This window comes from Geoalkalibacter sp. (assembly GCF_030604225.1).
Taxonomy (GTDB): domain Bacteria; phylum Desulfobacterota; class Desulfuromonadia; order Desulfuromonadales; family Geoalkalibacteraceae; genus Geoalkalibacter.
The window spans coordinates 1-20,776 of the sequence record NZ_JAUVWH010000049.1; the positions used below are offsets into that span (position 1 = coordinate 1).

Annotated in this window: 16 protein-coding genes; 10 read left to right on the plus strand and 6 right to left on the minus strand. The window is 64.1% G+C overall.

Annotated features, from left to right (window positions below; genetic code table 11):
- A partial coding sequence (locus QAT43_RS07125) for a hypothetical protein (RefSeq protein WP_305042360.1) occupies positions 1-380 on the plus strand: 380 nt, incomplete at its 5' end.
- Between the two features lie 3 nt (positions 381-383).
- Here QAT43_RS07125 and QAT43_RS07130 read toward each other — a convergent pair.
- From QAT43_RS07130 to QAT43_RS07140, 3 genes are all read right to left on the minus strand, one after another.
- Positions 384-770 carry a hypothetical protein gene (locus QAT43_RS07130; RefSeq protein ID WP_305042361.1) on the minus strand — a complete coding sequence of 129 codons (387 nt, stop codon included), beginning with the start codon at positions 768-770 and terminating at the stop codon, positions 384-386.
- A 200-nt stretch (positions 771-970) separates the two neighbouring features.
- Positions 971-2,776 (minus strand): sodium:solute symporter family protein, encoded by a 1,806-nt coding sequence (locus tag QAT43_RS07135; protein WP_305042362.1) that lies wholly within the window; start codon positions 2,774-2,776, stop codon positions 971-973.
- Between the two features lie 14 nt (positions 2,777-2,790).
- Positions 2,791-3,045 (minus strand): DUF4212 domain-containing protein, encoded by a 255-nt coding sequence (locus tag QAT43_RS07140; RefSeq protein WP_305042363.1) that lies wholly within the window; start codon positions 3,043-3,045, stop codon positions 2,791-2,793.
- A gap of 619 nt (positions 3,046-3,664) precedes the next feature.
- Between QAT43_RS07140 and QAT43_RS07145 the strand changes: the two genes are divergently transcribed.
- Positions 3,665-5,122 carry a putative nucleotidyltransferase substrate binding domain-containing protein gene (locus QAT43_RS07145; protein WP_305042364.1) on the plus strand — a complete coding sequence of 486 codons (1,458 nt, stop codon included), beginning with the start codon at positions 3,665-3,667 and terminating at the stop codon, positions 5,120-5,122.
- Here the strand turns inward: QAT43_RS07145 and QAT43_RS07150 are convergent, their stop codons facing one another.
- Positions 5,123-5,902, minus strand: coding sequence for an IclR family transcriptional regulator (locus QAT43_RS07150; RefSeq protein ID WP_305042365.1), 780 nt, complete (start codon positions 5,900-5,902; stop codon positions 5,123-5,125).
- A gap of 387 nt (positions 5,903-6,289) precedes the next feature.
- Here QAT43_RS07150 and QAT43_RS07155 point away from each other — a divergent pair, with 387 nt between their 5' ends.
- Positions 6,290-7,252 (plus strand): peptidoglycan-binding domain-containing protein, encoded by a 963-nt coding sequence (locus QAT43_RS07155; protein ID WP_305042366.1) that lies wholly within the window; start codon positions 6,290-6,292, stop codon positions 7,250-7,252.
- Positions 7,253-7,272: 20 nt separating this feature from the next.
- Here QAT43_RS07155 and QAT43_RS07160 read toward each other — a convergent pair whose 3' ends face one another.
- Both QAT43_RS07160 and QAT43_RS07165 read right to left on the minus strand, forming a co-directional pair.
- Positions 7,273-8,406: a HEAT repeat domain-containing protein gene (locus QAT43_RS07160; protein ID WP_305042367.1), complete on the minus strand. Its 1,134-nt coding sequence runs from the start codon at positions 8,404-8,406 to the stop codon at positions 7,273-7,275.
- A gap of 12 nt (positions 8,407-8,418) precedes the next feature.
- A complete protein-coding gene (locus tag QAT43_RS07165; protein ID WP_305042368.1) occupies positions 8,419-9,180 on the minus strand; it encodes a hypothetical protein in 762 nt (253 codons plus the stop codon).
- Positions 9,181-9,283: 103 nt separating this feature from the next.
- Between QAT43_RS07165 and QAT43_RS07170 the strand changes: the two genes are divergently transcribed.
- From QAT43_RS07170 to QAT43_RS07200, 7 genes are all read left to right on the plus strand, one after another.
- Entirely contained in the window at positions 9,284-10,015 is a 732-nt protein-coding gene (locus QAT43_RS07170) for a uracil-DNA glycosylase family protein (protein WP_305042369.1), read from the plus strand.
- Between the two features lie 103 nt (positions 10,016-10,118).
- The gene (locus tag QAT43_RS07175; RefSeq protein WP_305042370.1) at positions 10,119-10,283 is read left to right on the plus strand and encodes a hypothetical protein; all 165 of its coding nucleotides are present in this window, start codon (positions 10,119-10,121) and stop codon (positions 10,281-10,283) included.
- 14 nt (positions 10,284-10,297) lie between these two features.
- Positions 10,298-10,777, plus strand: a complete 480-nt coding sequence (locus QAT43_RS07180; RefSeq protein ID WP_305042371.1) for a ferritin-like domain-containing protein — start codon at positions 10,298-10,300, stop codon at positions 10,775-10,777.
- A 144-nt stretch (positions 10,778-10,921) separates the two neighbouring features.
- The gene (gene recC / locus QAT43_RS07185) at positions 10,922-14,167 is read left to right on the plus strand and encodes an exodeoxyribonuclease V subunit gamma (RefSeq protein WP_305042372.1); all 3,246 of its coding nucleotides are present in this window, start codon (positions 10,922-10,924) and stop codon (positions 14,165-14,167) included.
- Positions 14,164-17,769: an exodeoxyribonuclease V subunit beta gene (recB, locus tag QAT43_RS07190; RefSeq protein ID WP_305042373.1), complete on the plus strand. Its 3,606-nt coding sequence runs from the start codon at positions 14,164-14,166 to the stop codon at positions 17,767-17,769. The genes recC and recB overlap by 4 nt, the downstream gene beginning before the upstream one ends.
- Positions 17,769-19,589, plus strand: a complete 1,821-nt coding sequence (gene recD, locus QAT43_RS07195; RefSeq protein WP_305042374.1) for an exodeoxyribonuclease V subunit alpha — start codon at positions 17,769-17,771, stop codon at positions 19,587-19,589. The genes recB and recD overlap by 1 nt, the downstream gene beginning before the upstream one ends.
- A 171-nt stretch (positions 19,590-19,760) precedes the next feature.
- Positions 19,761-20,612, plus strand: a complete 852-nt coding sequence (locus QAT43_RS07200) for an HDOD domain-containing protein (protein ID WP_305042375.1) — start codon at positions 19,761-19,763, stop codon at positions 20,610-20,612.
- Positions 20,613-20,776: the final 164 nt, after the last annotated feature.

Here is a 20,776-nt window from a genome sequence, read left to right on the forward strand (position 1 = left end):
ATCTGACGGTTGCCTTTTATCAGCGTAATTTCCAGCGCGAGGAATGGCGCAAGGCCATTGATGACCACCAACTCGACGACTTTTTCGCCCGGGTGACCAAGGAACTGGCGCCCCTCGGCGTCAGGCTGCGCCGCGTCGAGGATGCCAGTACCGTCATGGACATCAAGGGCTATGGCGATCTGCTCAACAGCGTGCGCATCCGCTGCCCCCAGCATGGCGTGGGCAACACCTGCCTGGGGCACATCATCGGCCAAAGCGCCAACCTCAATCTGCTGGAAGACATCGAGCGCGGCATCAACCGCGTGGCCTTCGCCCCGGAAACCATCGAGCCCGAAGGCAGCGACAAGATCGTCTGCCACAACTGCGGTTGCGGCTGCTGATACCTACTCTTTTTTCTTCCGGCCCCATTGGTAGGGATGGGCCTGGCGGCTGACGATGAAGTCGGCGAAGATCTTGATCCAGATGGTCGAGCCGGCCAGGGCGCTCCAGGCATCAAAGGCGTGGAAGGGGCCGATGCGGACGCCGGTGGCGATGAACAAGGGCACGCCGATCAGGATCCAGAGGGCCATCAGGCCGGCGGTCAGATTCAGCATGCCGGTGATGGGCGCCCATTTCTTGGGATTCTCCGGCGGGACGCCGCGCTTGAGGGCGACTTCCGAGTAGTCGCGCTGCACGAATATTCTCCAGGCGCGGCGCAGCCAGAAAAACGCCATGGGGAAAAGCGCCAGAAACAAAATCCAGATCATGGCCGTACCTGCATCAAAAACCATTCCGAAACTCCCGCTTGAGATGTCTTCTTTTACCTGAGCCGCTCGGATCAATCAACCAAAATTCTTACCCATTCAGCCGGTGGGGATTGCGTCCCCATGCTGAAAAGTTCCAGCACTTCTTGGAAAAAAACCCCGCCGGCGAACCGGCGGGGTTGATGGGTCAAACAGCGTGCCTTATGCGGCACAATGGGTGCTTGTGATTAGTGGGCACCGCTGATCGCCTTGGAGCCGCGCGGAGTACGCACGTCTTCCACCAGCTTCTGGATGTGCTCGGGCGGCGCCGGGGTGAACTTGCTCACCACATAGGCGGTGCCGAAGTTGACCAGCGCGCCGATGGTGCCGAAGGCTTCCGGGGTGATGCCGAAGAAAGAGTTGGCGCCACCGATCAGGCCCAGGTACTCGGTGCCCTTGATGAAGAAGATGCCTTTGTGGGCGAACACGTAGAACAGGGTGATGCCCAGACCGCAGAGCATGCCGGCGATGGCGCCTTCCTTGTTCATGCGCTTGTTGAAGATGCCCATCATCAGAACCGGGAAGATGGAACTGGCGGCGATCCCGAAGGCCAGGGCGACGGTTCCCGCCGCGAAGCCCGGTGGATTGAGGCCGAGGTAACCGGCGACGACGATGGAGCCGGCCATGGCGACCTTGCCCGCCATGAGCTCGCCTTTTTCGCTCAGATCCGGCATCCAGATCTTCTTCAGCAGGTCATGGGAAATGGCCGAGGAGATGGCCAGCAACAGACCGGCTGCGGTGGAGAGCGCCGCGGCGACACCGCCGGCGGCCACCAGGGCGATGACCCAGTTGGGCAGCAAGGCGATTTCGGGGTTGGCAAGCACGATAATGTCGGCGTTGACCGAAAGCTCGTTACCGGCCCAGCCGGCGGCGGCGATGTTGGCCTGCGCGGTGGGATTGGTGGTCTTGTCGTTGTAGTACTGGATGCGGCCGTCGCCGTTCTTGTCTTCCCACTTGAGCAGGCCGGTGACTTCCCAACGCTTCATCCACGCCGGACGGTCCTCATGCTTCAAGCTGCTCTCCGCTGCGAACATGTCGCCGCCGCTCATGACCGCGGTGTTGACGGTGGCATGCAGGTTGAGGCGCGCCATGGCGGCAACCGCGGGAGCGGTGGTGTAGAGAATGGCGATGAAGACCAGCGCCCAGCCGGCCGAGGAGCGGGCCGCGGCGACCGTGGGCACGGTGAAGAAGCGGATGATGACGTGGGGCAGACCGGCGGTGCCGATCATCAGCGAAATGGTGTAGACGAACATGTTGAGCTTGCTGCCCGGCAGGGCGGTGGTGTACTGGCTGAAGCCGAGGTCGGTGACCACCTGGTCGAGCTTGGCCAGCAGGGACACGTCGGTGCCCACCATGGTGCCGCCGAGGCCAAATTGCGGGATAGGAATGCCGGTCAGCTGGAAGGAGATGAAGATCGCCGGGATGGTGTACGCGGAAATCAGAACGCAGTACTGAGCCACCTGGGTGTAGGTGATGCCCTTCATGCCGCCGAACACCGCGTAGCAGAAGACGATACCCATGCCGAGGTAGATCCCCATCTCGTTGGAGACACCGAGGAAGCGCGAGAAGGTCACGCCGACGCCGGTCATCTGGCCGATGATGTAGGTGATGGACATCGTCAACAGGCAGATAACGGCAACCGCGGCGGCGGTTTTCGAATAGTAGCGATCCGCGACGAATGCCGGCACGGTGAACTTGCCGAATTTGCGCAGATAGGGCGCCAGCAAGCAGGCCATGAGCACGTAGCCGCCGGTCCAGCCCATGAGGAACAGGCCGCCGCCGTAGCCCATGTTGGAGATGAGGCCTGCCATGGAGATGAAGGAGGCCGCCGACATCCAGTCCGCAGCGGTGGCCATGCCGTTGGTGACGGGATGAACGCCGCCGCCGGCCACGTAGAAGTCACTGGTGCTGCCCGCGCGGGCCCAAACGGCGATGCCGATGTAGAGCGCAAAGGTTGCACCGACGACGAGGTAGGTAAGAATTTGCAGATCCATTTAGGTCGCCTCCCTTATTGCTCGTGAACGTCGAATTTTTTGTCGAGCTGCCCCATCAGTTTTGCGTAGATGAAGATCAGGGCAATGAAAATATACATGGAGCCCTGGTGAGCGAACCAGAAGCCCAGGGGATAGCCACCTACATGAATGTTGTTGAGGGCCGAGGCGAAGATGATGCCCAAACCGTAAGCCACGAAAAACCAGATGCCGAGAATGATGGCCAACAGCTTCAACACCGCAAACCAGTAAGCTTGTCCACTTTTGTCCATGAATGCCTCCTCTCTTTGTTACCTGAAAAATGACTTGTGCCAGCGGAACCTGGACGTGAATTGAAACAAAATCGGTTTACTCAGTTTTTCAATGTCGGTCACGAAATGTTTTCTTCCCCTTTCTCCTGAATGACGCTTCACGTTGACAGATTCACCGATTACCTTGAGCCCCCGAGCATCCAGGCGAGGCCGGACCCGGACCTGCGTCTGCCCCTGGGGCGCGAAATAAAATGCTATTTCAAAAAATAGCATATAAATTTCATTGCGCATCGCGAACTGGAAAAAAATGAAACCCTATTTCCCGCGTTTTCCAAAAAAGTAGAACACCATTTTGGAAAAACCTTGACGAAACATATTCTAAATCCAGGATATCGTCAACAAAAAAATAAAACCATGTTTTTATTTTTTGAAAAAATGTTTCAAGTAATCGAAAAACAACGACAAATTTATAGATTTTTTACGAGTGCCAGAATGTCCTGAGCGAGAAAACCGGCGTTTGTTTGGGCTGCCGACGCCATCCTGTCGCGCGGTTTGGCAGTGAACTCCATTGCGCCCAACGAAAAAACAGGGAAGAATAGGCCGTCTTGCGGCCGAAGTTTTTTTCTCCCCGAGGTTGCCCATGCCCAATCCCGTCATGGGGGAAGATGGATTTTTCTTCCTCAAGGTCGATAACCTGTGCAAAAGCCCCGCGGTGACCTGCGCGCCTGAAACGAGTGTTGTCGAGGCGGCCAGGACAATGCGCGAAAACCAGATCTCGGGATTGGTGGTGGTCAGGGACGGCATGCCCGTGGGAATCATTTCGGCGCGCGATCTCTGCGATCTGATCGCCGTTTCCGCGGGGAGCATCGAGGGGCGCCGGGTGGCGGATGTCATGAAGGGCGATCTGGTGGCCATCGGTCGCAATCAGTACGTTTATGACGCCATTTTCAAAATGGCCAAATACAACATTCACCGCATTGTGGTGACGGATGAAAGTGGCAATCTCCACGGCGTCGTCACCGACACGGACTTTCTCAGCCTGCAGACCCGCAGTCCTCTTTATCTGACGCGGGAGATCGAGTTTGCCAAAACCATCCCGCAGTTGCGCGCCATCAATGAGCAGATTACCGAAACCATCAGCCGGGCCTCGCGCGCCATTGCCGATACGCCCAGCCTGGTCAAGCTTATTTCCCATTTCAACGATGCCTTTACCCTGCGGATCATCGCCTTGCTGGAGAGCGAGGAGGGCATTGTCCTTCCGCCGGGTGCGGCCTATCTGGCCTTGGGCAGCGAGGGGCGCGGCGAGCAGACCCTGCGCACCGACCAGGACAGCGCCGTGGTCTATGCGGATGACCTCGACGCAACGGCCCTGGGGTCCCTGGAGCGCTTTACCCATCGCTTGGTCGATGCCCTGGAAGAGGTTGGCGTTCCGCGCTGCCCCGGCAACACGCTGGCGAGCAATCCCGAGTGGCGCCGCAGCCTGTCCGCGTGGAAGGAGCGCCTGAGCCTCTGGCTTTCGGTGCCCAAGCCCGAACATCTGGTCAATTTCAGCATGTTTCAGGATTTTCGCACTCTTTGCGGCACTGACTCTCTGGAGCGGGAGCTTCACGAGCATGTGCAGTCCTGTATTAAACGCAACGCTCTTTATTTGCCTTACATGGCCCGTCATGTCGAAGGCTTCCGCGCCCGGGTCGGCATGTTCGGACGGATTCTGGTTGAGCGGCGCGGCGAGGGCCGCGGCAAGGTCGACATCAAGAAAAACGGGATTTTCGCCCTGACTCAGGGAATTAGCCTGCTGGCGCTGGAGCAGGGCGTTCACAGCGGCACGACCTGGGACAAGATCGAGCAGCTTCACCGGCAGGGAATCCTGTCGCCCGACGACGTCGAGACCCTCGAGGAATCCTTTTCCTATCTGATGCGGTTGAGAATTTCCATGCAACTTCATGCGCTCGCCGCCGGTACCAAACCCACCAACTACATTGATCCCCTGTTGCTGACCAACAAGGAACGCGAGCGCCTGCGCGCTGCTCTCAAGGGGGTCAACAGTCTCATGAAAATACTCCGCATCCGCTACAAGCTCGATTCCATCGCGCGCTGATCAGTGCGTTTTCTTCAGGGAATAGCCCAGATAGCCAAGCTGTGAGGAGATGACCTCGCCGGCGGTCCTGAGGTTGGGCAACAGTTCCAACTCAATGCGTTCGGGCGGCATGCGGAAGTCGGGACCGACAAACGCCAGGACTCCCGCCAGATCCGAGCGCGCGCCGAACAGGGGAACGGCGATGCCGGCGCTGCCTTCTCCCGCGCCCCCGCGATCGCAGGCGGCCCCCTCGCGGCGAATGCGCTCGAGGTCCTCGGGCGAGAGGCCGGCACGATTTTTCCCTTCCCCCTGCGAAAAAGCCAGAAAAACCCGGCCGGCGGCACATTGGGCAAGGGGCAGGCGACGACCGACCAGGGAGACGACCTTGACCTGCTGGGCATTGTCGACCATGTCCAGAAAAAGGGCGTCTTCATCGCGGCGAACCACCAGGTAGGCTGCTTCGTCGCATTGACGCACCAGCTTTTCCATCACCGGTCGGGCCTTGCCCAGCAATTCCATGCGCGAAAGCAGCTTTTGCCCCATCTCATAGGCCGAGGGTCCCAGTTGGTAGTCGCGTGAACCCTGGCGGCGTTCCACGTAGCCGCGCCGCTCGAAGGTTGCCAGCAAACGGAAAACGCTCGCCTTGTTCATGCCCATGCGTTCGCTCAGGCGCGTGAGGCTCAAGTCCTCGACTTCCTCGCTGAGGGCTTCAAGCAAGGCCAGAGCGTTCTCCACCGACCGGATGCTGTAGGACTCTTTTTCTCGGGTCGGCGCCCTGTGGTCCTTTGAAGAAACTTTCATGGGAACTTCCTTGCTTTTATTCCTGGTTCTATATCGGCGATGAAAAAAAGTTTGATGGAAAAATTGGATGAAAAATAATACGACGTTTTATTTTGGTCAAGTCTTTTATTTGGGCCATGTTTTTTTGGTTCATCAAAAAAACAATCTAAAAAACAGCCTGTTGCAATATTATTTTTTAAAAAAAGATATTAATTAACCGATGTGAGACGCAAAAATAGTGATTTTTTGAAAAAAAATAGTGTTTTGGGAACAATGTTTAAAAAAATGAAAAAATAGGTGTGAAATCTGGGAGAGCCGAAATGCGCCCGCTGCTGGAAACTTGCCGAAACCTCGCCATAATGTTGTTTGAGGCTACAGGTGTTATTTTTCCGCCAGGGGAGGTCGGACATGAGCAGTTATCGTCGCGGCAGCAAGGGAGAGGAGGTCCGGCGCATCCAGGACCGACTCAAGGCGCAGGGGTACTACGATGGCGAACGGGACGGAATTTTTGGGGGAGGAACCGAGAGCGCGGTCAAAAGGTTTCAGAAAGCCCAGGGATTGGAGCCCGATGGGGTGGTCGGCCCCCTGACCTGGGCCGCCCTGTTCGACCAGGAGGAGATTCGCGAACCGACGATTCTCAAGGAGGGCCTGGCCTATCGCTGCCTGGCTCTGACCGGGTCTTTTGAAACAGGCCGGCCGCCGCCCGAGTGTTTTTGCGGGATTACGGGGGATTTTGACGGACAGGGGTTGAGTTTTGGCGTGCTGCAATGGAATCTTGGCCAGCAGTCCTTGCAGCCCTTGTTTCGCGAGATGGCGCAAAAGCATCCCAGCCTGCTTGAGGATATCTGTCAGGATAATTATCCCGAACTCCACGCGGTTTTTACCTCCAGCGCGGAGGAACAACTGGCCTGGGTGCGCTCGGTGCAGGATCAGCGCAGATTTACGCTGTTCGAGCCTTGGCGGGGATTGCTCAAAACCCTCGGCCGTCAGGAGGAATTTCAACAGATTCAGGTCAAGCATGCCGAGAAGCTCCACCGGCAGGCGCGGACTCTGTGTAAGGATTATGGATTGTGGTCGCAACGTGCCGTGGCCCTGATGTTTGACATCAAGGTGCAGAACGGCAGCATCTCGTCCTTGGTCAAAGCCCAGATCGAGGCAGATTTTGCCCGCCTGGATCAGGGCTTGACGCGGGAGCAGGCCGAGCAGGCGCGGCTGCTCATCGTCGCCAACCGGCGCGCCGAAGCGTCCAACCCGCGCTGGATCGAGGACGTGCGCCGCCGCAAGGTGACCATTGCCGCCGGCGAGGGCCGGGTGCACGGCCATCAGTATCATCTGGCCGATGATTACGGCATCAGGCTGGAACCTTTTTAGGGGCGCGTGAAGCTCGGAACCTAGGCAAGCTTGGCGAGAGCCTGTTCCAGAACCTGGCGGGTCGCGGGATCGGTTTCCCGGCCCAGGGCCTGGTTGAGCGCCTTGCGGGTCCGCCAAGGCGACGTTTGCGCGGTTTCGCCCAAGGCCCAGGCGGCCAGTCGGCGCGATTCCCGGCAATTGTCCCTCAGGGCGCCGCGCAGGCGGGCGGCCTGGGCTGCGACGTCCTCGCCCTGGCGTATCGAGGCATAGGCCGCGGCCAGGCGCACCTGGGTGTCGCCGTCGCGGCACAGGTGGGCGAGACGCACCCGCGCCTGCTCGTCGGGATGGGGCAGTTCGCCCAGGGCCAAGGCCAGATTGCGCCGCACATCGGGGCTCTCGTCCCCGGCCAGGGGCAGCAGGCGGTCGAGGGCCGGCGCGATTTCCCGGCGACGTCGGCCCAAGGCGGCCACGGCCTCGGCGCGGGTGCTTTCACAGGGGTCGTGCAAGGCCTCCAGCCGGGCCAGGAAAGGGCTGTCGGCCTCCGGCGCGATTTGGCCCACCACGGCGGCAAAATGCCGCGCCAGACCTTCGGGGGCGCGCTCCCAGAGTTCGGCGAGGCGCACCAGCGCGGCGTGCGCTTGGGGGCCGTAATTGCCCAAGGCGAGGGCGGCGTAGGCCTGAACATCCAGGTCCTCGGCGGACAGGGCGTCCTTCAACGCCGGCACGGCTCTTTGAATCAGGGGGTGGGCCAGGTTGGTGAAGCGGCCCAGCGCGCCGCAGGCCATGCGCGCCCAATCATGTTGCCCGAGGCGTAACGCTGCGGCGAGGGTGGCCAGCAGCACCGGCACGGCTTGCGTCTCGGCGCGGGCGTGGCAGGCCAGGGATTCGGCGGCGAAAATGCGAGCCCAGCCCTCGCCTTGATGGATCAGGTGGCACAAGGCGCTTTCCCAGCCGCTGAGGTGCGGGCCGAGTTCGCGGATTTCTTCCCAGGCCTCCAGTTGTCCGGCCCAATCGCCCGCATTGCCGAGGCGTTCAATCAGGGGTTCAATCCGGGGATCCATGTGCAGGCGCGCGATGTCGGCCGCGCCGCGACGGATGAGCTCCGAGGCGGGAGGCACGGTGCGCGGCGCCTGGGCTTCCACGATTTGCGCCAGTTCATGCAGGCGTGTTTCCATGTCTTGGTCCTTTCAGCCCAGTTCAGCGCGACAGGCCAGAATCCGCGCCCTGAGTTCCTCGGCGAGTTCGGCCAGCAGGTCGCGGCCTTCGCCCGCCGCCTCTTCCACCTGGCGCATCAGCAGAAACATGTCGGAAAATTCCAGGCGCCGCCGTTGCGCCCTAAGGGCCGCAAGCTGCTCCGCCGCGCGGCGCAGGGCCTGTTCGAGGCGCGCAAGCTCGGCGGCCAGGGCTGATTGTCGGCGCCGGGCGGCATGTTTTTTCCAACTCTCCAGGATGTCCTCCATGCGCCGGCGCTCGCCCAGGGCAAAAGCCTCGTTGAGTTCGGCCATGAGTTGGGTTTGATAGGCGCGGGAGGCTTCATCCCGCGCCCTGTCGGGATGGATCTGCGCGGCGATGCCGCGGTAGAGCTTGCGCAGGCCCGTCGCGACCAGAGGTTTCTCTCCGGGCGGGGCAGGTGCGCGCTGATGCTTTGCATAATCGCCGGCGCTTGTTTCGGCACGCATGCGGCTGCGCCGCGCGGCGGCCTGGCGTTGCGGGTCGCGGGGTTGCTGGCGAGCGCTTTTTTCCGCCAGCCGGGCACGCAATTCATCGAGTTCGACGTAGAGTCGCCCGACTTCGGCGAAAAAACGCCGCTCGAACCTGGCGATCCGTACCCGCAGGGCCGAAACCTCCCGTTGGGTGTCGGCCAGTTGGGCGCACAAACCCGCCAGTTCCGCGCGACGGGCGTGCAACTCCTCGGCGCCCTGGTCGTGGAGTGTGACCTCAAAATTCATGATTTGTCTTTCCCGGCCCCGGACACGTCTTTATTCTAGCAGTCCGGCGCCGTTCTTGACAGGCAGGCGCCAAGCCCCGAGAATGGGACCACAGGAGCGAATCATGACCCTTTGGCAAGTGACGCGGGAACTCGCGAAGCATCTCGATCGCCTGACTTTCCAAGCGCCGGTGTCCCATGTGTACAACCCCCTGCGCTATGCCGCGGAACCTCATCGCAGCTATCTCGAACGCTACGGTCAAGGCCCCAAGCAGGTGGTGTTTCTCGGCATGAATCCCGGCCCCTGGGGCATGGCGCAAACCGGCGTGCCCTTTGGCGAGGTGAGTGCCGTGCGCGACTGGCTGGGTATCGAAGAAGAAGTGAGCCGGCCTTCCCGGGAGCATCCGAAAAAACCCGTCACCGGCTTTGCCTGCCGCCGCAGCGAGGTCAGCGGACGCAGGCTCTGGGGGTTTTTCCGCGAGGTTTTCGGCTCACCGGATCTCTTCTTCCACCGGTTTTTCGTGGTCAATTACTGCCCCCTGCTGTTTGTCGAGGAAGGCGGGCGCAATCGCACGCCCGACCAGCTCGCCGTCGCCGAGCGCGAGCCGTTGTATGCCGCCTGCGACGCAGCGCTGCGCCGCACCATTCAGACGCTGGGCTGCTCGCGGGTCATCGGAGTCGGCGGCTTTGCCGAGCAACGTGCTCGGGAGGCCCTGGCGGGCATGGACGTGGCGGTGGGCCGCATCCTTCATCCAAGTCCCGCCAGCCCGGCGGCCAACCGCGACTGGGCAGGGCAGGTGCGCGCCCAGTTGTCCGCCCAGGGGATCGCCCTGAGGTCGGACGCGGCAGGCGGTTGAGGGCCCACAAGAGGCTCGGCGCGACCGCGAAACTGTATACAATATACTTGTTCCCTGCGTCTAACTGTGCTAAAAAAATTGAAATCCTGGTGGAGATGCAGGTATGGAAACCATCAAGACAGCCATGTTTGAATACCTGGTCGACAAGGCCGAAAAGCAGGACGACGGCAGCTATCTTTTCCGCCTCGACGGCAGTGAGTACCGCATTCAGGACGTTCTGGAAATTTCGCGGATCGCGGAAAAACACGGCTATATTGTCATCTATTGAGTGGAGGAAACGCCATGAGTCCCAGCAAAGCCAAGGCCTGTTATACCTACGAAGCCGCCCTGGAAAAGGCGGTCAAGATGGAAAACGAAGGGTTCCGTAACTATCTGGAAGCCATGCGCAAGCTCAAGAACAAGCAGGCGCGCATGATTCTCAAGGATGCCGCCCTCGACGAACTCGAGCACAAGCATGCCCTGGAGCGCGCCCTGGTCGAGGGCACCATCGAGGGTAGCCACGCCATGGACCGGCCGGTGCCCACCATGGATCTCGATTACGTGCTCCAGCAGCAGGAGCTCAGCCCCGATGCCGATGCCCGTCAGGCGCTGGCCTTCGCCATCCATCTGGAAAAAAACGCCATCGATTTCTACCAACGCATGATGCAGGGTTGCGAGGGCGCGCCCATGGCCAAGCTCTTCGAAAAACTGCTCAACGACGAATCACGCCACCTCCAGGAACTCGAGGACATGTACGAGCGCCACTTCCTGGCGGAGAACTGATTGGATGACCCGAGGGGACGCGGCATGCCGCGTCCCCTCGGTATTTCACGCCTGCCTTGTTTGACCTATTCTGTCACGACCTCCGCGATACTGACCCGGTAGATACCTTTCCGCAGTGCCCTTTTCTCCTCCGGGGAGCCGTCCATGAGCGGATTTCACCTGTTTCTCAGCAACCGGCTGGAACTGCTGTTCGATGAACTGGCCGGAGTGCTGCGCACCGGGCCCAACGATCCCCTGGCGCCGGAGATCATTCTGGTGCAGAGTCGCGGCATGCAGCGCTGGCTGTCCCTGCGGTTGGCCGAGGGTTTCGGCGCCTGGGCCAACGACGCGCAAAGCTTTCCGTTCCCCAACGCCTTTATCTGGGAGTGCATTCGCCAGGTGCTGCCGGGGCTCGAAGTCAGATCGTCCTTTGATCCCGGTCCCCTCACCTGGCGGATTCTCGGCCTCATCCCGCGCCTGCTCGAGCGTCCCGCTTTTGCTCCGGTGCGCGGCTATTTCGGGTCCGGCGCCGATCCCCTCAAGTCCTATCAGTTTGCCCGGCGTCTTGCCGATCTCTTCGATCAGTACGCCGTCTATCGTCCCGAACTGCTGCGCTCCTGGGACCAGGGCGCGGGGCAGGGCGAGGCGGCCTGGCAGGCCGAGCTGTGGCGGGAACTGGTCGCCGCTTCGCCAGGAGCGCACAAGGCGGCGGTCCTGCACGCCTTTCTGGACGCCGCGCGCTCACCCAACTTTGCCGCCCAGCTGCCGCGCCGCGTCGCGGTCTTCGGCATTCCCGCCATGCCGCCCCTGCACCTCGCGGTGTTCGAGGCCCTCGCGCGGCATCTGGACGTTCATCTGTTCCTGCTCAATCCCTCGCGGGAATACTGGGGCGATATCGTGTCCGCCCGCGAGGCGGCCAAGCGCAAGAAGCAACTCAGCTTCGACGATTATCTCGGTGAGGCGCTGCACCTCGGAGCGGGTCATCCGCTGCTCGCCTCCCTGGGCGGGCAGGGGCGGGACTTTTTTCGCCTGCTGCTGGAGCGCCTGGAATTCGAGGAGCACCTGTGTTTCAGCGAGCCCGCGGAAGACACGCTGCTGCATTGCCTGCAAAGCGACATCCTGCTGCTGCGCGACCGGCCCGAGGGCAACGCGCCGCAACTGACCCTCGATGAGGCGGACGGTTCGGTGCAGGTGCACTCCTGCCACGGGCCGCTGCGCGAGATGGAAGTTCTCCACGATCAGCTGGTGGAGCTGTTCGCGCGGCATCCCGACCTGACGCCCAATGATGTCTTGGTGATGATTCCCGACATCGAGGCCTATGCGCCCTACATCACCGCCGTCTTCGCGGGCGAGGCGCAGGGCATGGCGCGCATTCCCTTCCGCATCGCTGATCGTGGGGTGCGCGCGCAAAGTCCCCTCGCCGAGGCCTTCCTCAAGCTGCTCGCCCTGCCGGGCAGCCGCTTCGGCGCCGCCCAGATCCTCGATATTCTTGAGATTCCCTGGGTGCGCACGCGGTTCGAGCTGGCGGAAGCCGATCTCGACCAGATCCGCGAGTGGGTGCGCGAAACGCGCATTCGCTGGGGCATCGACGCCGCCCATCGCGCCCGCCAGGGGGTGCCGGCCTATGCCGAGAACAGCTGGCGGGCCGGGCTGGAGCGGCTGCTGCTCGGTCATGCCTTGCCCGAGGACGGCGGGCTGTTCGGCGGGATCCTGCCCCGATCCGCGGTGCGCGGAGGCAACGCCCGCGTTCTCGGCTGTTTTCTCGATTTCATCGAGGCGCTCTTCGCCCTGGCCGACGACCTGGCAAGGCCGCGTTCCCCCCAGGATTGGGCCGCCCTATGTTTGCAAATGCTGGAGCAGTTCCTGGCCTCGGATGCGGAGAGCGAAGTTGAAATCGACAGCCTTCGCCGGGCCCTGCGCGAACTGCGCGAGAGTGCCGAGCAGGCGGGATACGCCGAGGATCTGTCCCTGGACGTCCTGCGCGCCCATCTGACCGGATGCCTGGAGCAAAGCGCCGCCGCCCAGGGGTTTCTCGCCGGCGGGGTGACCTTCTGCGCCCTGCTGCCCATGCGCAGCATTCCCTTTCGCGTGATCGTGCTCTCGGGCATGAACGACGGCGCCTTTCCCCGGGCCGAGCGGCCACAGGGCTTCGACCTCATGGCGCGCCATCCCCAGCCCGGCGACCGCAGCCTGCGCCGCGAGGACCGTTACCTGTTTCTTGAGGCCCTGGTGTCGGCGCGCGATTATTTCATCCTCACCTATGTGGGCCAGAACGCCCGCGACGCCGGGGATGTGCCGCCCTCGGTGCTGGTGTGCGAATTGCTCGACTGCATCGCGCGCGGCTTTCGCCTGAGCGAGGGCGAGATCCTGCCCTGGCTGGTGCGCAAGCACCATCTGCAGGCCTTTCACCCCGCCTATTTCAGCGAAAATGCCCGCCTGTTCAGTTACTCCCGCGCCAATTGCGAGGCGCTGGCGGCGCGCGCCGCGGGGGTGCGCGCCGCCGTGCCCCTGGCGCCGGTGGCGCTGCCGCCGCCCGCCGAGGATTTTCAGGAACTCGATATCCACCGGCTGTTGCGGTTCGTGCGCCATCCCCAGCGTTTTTTTCTGGAAGAACGCCTCGGCCTGCGCCTGGCGGCGGTCGAGGATGCCCTCGCCGAGCGGGAAACCCTGGAGGTCGGCGGCCTGGAGAAATATCAGCTGATGGCCGATCTCATCGACGAGCACCTGCGGGGAGCAGGCGATGACGCGCGGCACCAGCGGTTTCGCGCGCGCGGCCTGCTGCCGCCGGGCGTGGCCGGGCAGGTGGCCTTTGCCGAGCTCGACGGCGCCGCGCGCGGCTTCGTCGAGGTGCTGCGCCCCTTGCGCGAGGAGCCGCCCCGGCACCTCGATCTTGATCTGCCCCTGCCCGGCGCGCGTCTCACCGGACGCCTGATGCTGGGGGGCCGCGGCGGGCCCTTGCGCTATCGCTACGCCAAGCTCAAGGCCAGGGATCGCCTCGATGCCTGGCTCGCCCACCTGGCGTTCTGCGCCCAGCAGGAGGGTGGGGGGGAAACCCTGCTGGTGGGCAGCGAGGGTCTGTGCCGCTTCGCCCCCCTGGCGCCGGACCGGGCCCGGGAACTGCTCGCCGAACTGCTGGAGCTGTTTCGTCAGGGGCTGTGCCGGACGCTGCCTCTGTACCCCGAGACCAGCGCCGCCTGGGCGCAAAAACTGCTCGCGGGCAAGGGGCCGGAGGCGGCCCTGGAGGCGGCGCGCAAGGTCTGGGACGGCAGCGATTTCGCCCGGGGGGAGAGCGAGGATGCCTGGCTGCGCTACAGCCTGCGCGGCGTCGAGCCTTTCGGTGGGGAATTCGAGGCTCTGGCCCTGCACGTCTTCGGGCCGCTGTTCGCCGCTTGCGAGGAGGTGCGCCCGTGAGCCTTGCGCCCGTGGAATTCAATCTGCTGACGAGTCCCCTGCGCGGCCGCAACCTCATCGAGGCCAGCGCCGGCACCGGCAAAACCTTCACCATCGCCGCCATCTACCTGCGTCTGGTGGTCGAGCAGGGGCTGAGCGTCGATCAGATCCTGGTGGTGACTTTCACCGAGGCGGCCACCCGGGAACTGCGCGACCGCCTGCGCCAGCGCCTGCGCGGCGCTTTCGAGGTGTTCCGCGGCGGCCCCACCACGGACCCGTTGCTGACGGGCCTGCTCACGGCCAGCCCCGATGCCGCCCGCGACCGCGAGCGTCTGCGCACCGCCCTGGCCTGTTTCGACGAGGCGGCGATCTTCACCATTCACGGCTTCTGCCAGCGCGTCTTGGTGGAGAAGGCCTTTGAGAGCGGCGGGTTGTTCGACACCGAACTGGTCACCGACCAGGAGCAGCTGCTCGGTGAAATCATCGATGATTTCTGGCGGCAGCGCTTCATCGAGAGCGAGCCGCATTGGCTGCGCTGGTCCCAGGCCAAGGGAGCGAGCCCCGCCAAACTGCACGGCTTCGCGCGCAAGCACGCCAAGGCCGCCGACCTGCGGGTGATCCCCCGGGAGGCGCCGCCGGAGGATGAGGGCCGGACCCTGTGCCGCGTCCTTGACGCCTATGCCGCCGCCGCGGCGCTCTGGGCGGAGGAAGGCGCGCAGGTGATGAGCCTGCTACAGGATTCGCCCGCCCTTAATCGCAAGAGCTATGCGCTCAATTCCCTGCCCCGCTGGGAGGCGGAACTGACGCTGTGGTTTGCCGCCGACGATCCGCTCTTTCCCCCGAAGAATTTCGAGCGCTTCACCCATGAGCGCCTGGCCGCCGCCGTCAAAAAAGGGCATAGTCCCCTTCAACATCCCTTCTTTGACAGCTGCGATGATCTGGCCGCCGCCCTTGAAGAGTTGTTCGAACTCTGGCGGCTGAGGCTAATCGCTCTCAAGGCCGAGCTCCTCGACTGGCTGAGCGCCGAGCTGCCGCGCCGCAAGCGCCGGCAGAACCTGCGCGCTTTCGACGATCTGCTCCTCGACCTGCGCGCCGCCTTGCTGCGCCCTGAGGGCGCGCCGCTGGCGGCGGAGTTGCGGCGGCGTTTTCCGGCGGCGCTCATCGATGAGTTTCAGGATACGGATCCCGTGCAGTACGCGATTTTTCGCGCCATCTATCCGCACGCCGAGCAGACGCTGTTTCTCATCGGCGATCCCAAGCAGGCCATCTACAGCTTTCGCGGCGCGGACATCTTCGCCTATCTGGCCGCCGCCCGGGACGTCGACCGACGCTATACCCTGAACACCAACTGGCGCTCCGACGGTCCCCTGGTGCGCGCCGTCAATCAGGTCTTCGCGCGCGCGCAGCGGCCCTTTTTGTTCGACGCCATCCCCTTTGTCGAGGTGCATCCCGCCCCCGAGCGCGAGGACTGCGCCCTGGTGCGCGACGGCCAAAGAGAGACCGCGCCCCTGCACCTGTGGTTTCTGCCGCGCGGCGAGGAACCGCGCATCACCATCGAGCATGCCGAGTCCCACCTGGCCCAAGCCGTCGCCGGCGAAATCCTGCGCCTGCTCGAAGCCGCGGACGCCGGGCAACTGCGCCTCGACGACCGGCCCCTCGCGCCCGGGGATCTGGCCGTGCTGGTGCGCACCAACGCCCAGGCGCGGCTCATGCAGCAGGCCCTGCGCGCGCGGCGCGTGCCCAGCGTGCTCTACAGCAGCGAAAGTCTCTTCGACGCGCGGGAGATGGAGGAGTTGCGCCTGGTGCTGACGGCCATCGCCGATCCGGCCGACGACGGCGCCCTGCGCGCCGCCCTGGCCACGGAAATGCTCGGCTTCGATGCTTGCGCCCTGGAAGAGGCGGCTGCCGACGAGGGGCGCTGGGAAAGTCTGGTCGAGGGGATGGCCGCCTATCAGGATCTTTGGGCGCGGCGCGGTTTCATGGCCATGGCCGCCACCCTGCTCGGTCGCGAGGAGGTGCGCGCCCGGCTGCTCGCCTACGAGGACGGCGAGCGGCGCCTCACCAACCTGCTGCACGGCATCGAGGTGCTCCACCAGGCGGCCCTGGAAAATCGCCTGGGGATGGAGGGGCTGCTCGCCTGGCTGGCGGCGCGCCTCGTCGAGAAGCCCCTGCATGACGAATACCAGATGCGCCTGGAAACCGACGAGAACGCCGTCAAGCTGGTGACCATCCATCGCAGCAAGGGCCTGGAATATCCCGTGGTGTTCTGCCCCTTCACCTGGAACGGCGCGCGCCTCAAGGGGCCGGAAGTGTCCTTTCATGATCCCGCCCAGGCCCTCGACCTGACCCTCGATCTGGGCTCCCCGCACCACGCGGCGCACAAGGCGCTGGCCGAGGACGAAGCCCTCGCGGAAAACCTGCGCCTGCTCTACGTGGCCCTGACCCGCGCCCGCCACCGCTGCATTCTCGTTTGGGGCGGCATCAACCAGAGCGAGACCTCGGCGCCGGCCTATCTGCTTCACGGCTCCGCGTCGGAGTCCCAGGATGCCGGGGTGGTGGACAGTCTGGCGGCGAGGGTCAAGGACCTCGACGACGCGCAGCTGCGCGCCCGCCTCGCGGATCTGGCGGAGCGCGGCGCCGGCTGTATCCACGTGCAGGATGTTCCTCCCGTGGAGGAGCGGGTTTGGGCGCCGCGCCTGAGCCTGCCCGCCGCGCCCCGCTGTCGTGCCTTCAGCGGACGGATCGCCGCCGACTGGCGTATCGCCAGCTTTTCCTCCCTTGCCGCCGGCCATTCCGCGGCCCTCGATCTGCCCGACCACGATTTTCTGCAACCCGCCGCGTCTTTGCCTCCCGCGCCGGCGCCGCGTCCCGAGATGTCCGACATCCTCGATTTTCCCCGTGGCGCCCGGGCCGGCTCCTGCCTGCACGCCATCTTCGAGGATTTGGACTTCGGCGGCGTCGCAACACCCCAGGCGCGCGAGCTGGTCGCCCGCAAGCTGCGCGCCCACGGCTTCGACGAGGATTGGACGGCGGCGGTGCAGGCCATGGCCGCGCGCGTCGTCGCGACCCCTCTGGCGGGCGCTTTCGGCAGCCTGCGCCTGGCCGAGGTGGGCCGCGCCGAGCGACTGGCGGAGATGGAGTTTCACTTTCCCGTGGCGCGGCTCACCGCGCCGGATCTGCGGGCGCTCTTCGCCCGCCAGGGGCTGCCCGCCTATCCCCTGGAGGCCGAGCAGCTTTTGTCCCACCTGGATTTCACGCCCCTGAGCGGCTTCGTCAAGGGTTACATCGACCTGGTGTTTCGCCGGGACGGGCGCTATTACCTGCTGGACTGGAAGTCCAATCACCTCGGCGGACAGCGCGGCGATTATCACCAGGCGGCCCTGGCGCTGGCCATGGCGAGCGAAGCCTATGTGCTTCAATACCACCTCTACGGCCTGGCCCTGCATCGCTGGCTGCGCGCGCGCCTGCCCGGCTACGCCTACGAGGAACATTTCGGCGGCGTTTTCTATCTGTTCCTGCGCGGCATCGGCCCCGAGGCCGCACCCGGCAGCGGCATTTTTTACGACCGGCCGACCCCGCGCCTGATGAACGAACTCGATGCCCTGCTGGGGGAGAAATCCTGATGGATACCGCCACTCTTCTGGACCAATGGGACCTCTCTTCCATGAGCCGCCATTTCGCCCGCTTCCTGGGCAAGCTCGCCGGCGGCGGCGCCCCGGAGCTGGAACTCGCGGCGGCGCTGGTCAGCCAGGCGGCGGAGCAGGGCCATGTGTGCCTCGACCTGCGCGCTCCCGGGTTGGGAGGGCCGCCCCCGGGCGATTCACCGGCCCCGCCGTTGCCCGAACCCGCGGCCTGGGCGGCCGCCTTGCGCCAGAGTTCCGTGGTCGGCGCCCCCGGCGATTACCGCCCGCTGATTCTCGATGCCCAGGGGCGCCTGTACCTCTACCGTTTCTGGCGGCATGAACGCTTCCTCGCCGAGGAGCTGCGCCGCCGCGCCGCCCTGCGTACCCCGCCCGCGGATGCCGCCCTGCTGCGCGAGGGCCTCGGGCGGCTGTTCGGGCACGGCGACGGCCAGGGCTGCGACTGGCAACGGGTGGCGGCCCTAGCGGCGCTGCTGCATCCGCTGTGCGTCATTTCCGGCGGCCCCGGCACCGGCAAGACCTCCACGGTGGTGAGGATTCTCGCCCTGCTGGTCGAGCAGGCCGCGACCCGGCCCTTGCGCCTGGTTCTGGCCGCGCCCACCGGCAAGGCGGCGGCGCGCCTGGCCGAAGCCATCCGCCTGGCCCGCGACGGGCTTCCGGTGGACGCGGCGGTGCGCGCCCGCATCCCCGGCGAAGCCCTCACCCTGCATCGCCTGCTCGGAAGCGGACGGGGCGGCGCCTTTCGCCATCATCGCGGCAACCCCCTGGCCTGCGAGGTGCTCATCGTCGATGAGGCCTCCATGGTCGATCTGCCGCTCATGGCGGCCCTGCTCGACGCCCTGCCCGCCACGGCGCGCCTGATCCTGCTCGGCGACCGCGATCAGCTCGCCTCCGTGGAAGCCGGCGCGGTGCTCGGCGATCTGTGCGGGGCGGGCGGCGCGGCGGGACACAGCCCGGCCTTCGCGGCGGCCGTCGCCGAATTCTGCGGCGACCGCCTGCCCCTGATCGCCCCGGCTCCGGCGCCCCTCGCCGACAATCTCATCCTGTTGCAGCGCAGCTATCGCTTCGCCGCCGACAGCGGCATCGGCCGGCTGGCTCGCTGCGTCAATGAGGGCGACGGCCCCGCTACCCTGGCCGCCCTGCGCGCGCCGGAGCACGAGGATGTCCACTGGCGCCCCCTGCCGCCGGCCAACCAACTGGAGGGAGAACTGGAGCCGCTGCTCCTCGCGGCCCTGCGTCCCACCCTCCAGGCGCACAGCGCCGTCGAGGCCCTGGCCGCCTTCGAGGGCTTTCGCCTGCTCACCGCCTTGCGCCACGGTCCCTGGGGGGTGGAGCAGCTCAACCGCCTAGCCGAGAAAATCCTGGCGCGGCGCGGACTGATTCATCCCGCGACGCCCTTTTATGCCGGGCGACCCATCCTCGTCACGGGCAACGACTATCGCCTCGGCCTGTTCAACGGCGATGTCGGCCTGATCTGGCCCGATCCTGAGAGCAACGGCGCCCTGCGCGCCTTTTTTCAGCAGGCCGGCGGCGAACTGCGCAAGATCGCGCCGCCGCGCCTGCCCGCCCACGAAACGGTCTACGCCATGACCGTGCACAAGAGCCAGGGCAGCGAGTTCGACGAGGTGCTGCTGATCCTGCCCGAAAGTCCCGGCGAGCTCCTCAGCCGCGAACTGCTCTATACCGGCGTGACCCGTGCCCGGCGCAAGGTCGCGGTCTGGGGAGAGGAAGACCTGCTCCATCGCGTCGTCGGGCGCCGCGTGCAGCGGCGCTCCGGCCTACGGGAGGCGCTCTGGGGGTGAATGTTATCTTGCCGGGTTGAATGTGGACAGGGGCGGGGGGATAATAAGTACGAAAAGATGATTAAAAGCCTTTTCGTCGGAAAAGTTGATTTGTTATCATAAAAAATATTTTTTCCTTGACCGGTTCCGGCGTCACGCCGAAGAGCCTGTCAAATGCGAAGGATTCTCATCATGAGCGTCGATTTCCAAACCGTGGTCAATACCGTGGGCGATCTTCCGCCCATGCCCGCCGTGGCGGTCAAGGTCATCGAGCAGTTGCAGAATCCCACGACCTCGGCGGCGGGACTGGCGGAGACCGTGGCCCATGATCCCGCCCTGTCCGCCCGGGTGCTCAAGATCGCCAATTCGAGCTTTTATTCCATGAAGCGCCAGGTCAAGACCCTGGAGAACGCCATCGTCCTGCTCGGCGAGCGCACCCTGCGCAGTCTGGTCCTGGCCGCCAGCCTCAAGGGGATGAACAAGAGCTTCGGACTGTTGGAAAAAATGCTCTGGGAGGATTCCATCGGCTGCGCCATCGGCGCCAAGATCCTGGCGCGGCGCTTCGAGACCGCCGACGTCGAGGAAGCTTTTCTCAGCGGCCTGTTCCGCCACATCGGCAAGGTGGTGCTCAACTACAGCCAGCCCCAGGTTTTTCAGGAACTCATGCAGGCGGTCTACAACGGCGAGGGCAGCATCCAGCAACTCGAAGGACGCTACTTTCCCTACAGCCATGCGCTGGTCGGCGCGGCAGTGCTCAAGAAATGGAACTTCTCCGAGGGCCTCATCCAGAGCACCCTGCACCACGCCGATCTGGACATCGACGCTGAGGATGAGCCGACCCTGTTTCGCCTCACCGCCACGGTGCATGTGGCCGGTGCCCTGTGCGCCAAGCTCGGCATCGGCCAGCGCCTGCCCGACGCCCAACTTGATCTCGCGACCCTGCCCAGCGTGCGCGCCCTGGAGCTCAATGCCCTGGAACTTCCCGAACTCCTGGATCATATCCGGGTGGTGTTCAACGAAAACCGCGATTATTTCCTGGGGTGAGACCGGCGGGGTTCAGAGGCGAAACAACTTGATGAAATGTTCAAAGAGGTCCTGGTCCATGTCGGCCAGGACCTTTTCTTTCATCAGCTTGAGGGCCTGGTAGGTCGAGTGGCGGGTGTGGTAGGCCCGATCCGAGGTCAGGGCCTCATAGACGTCGGCCAGGC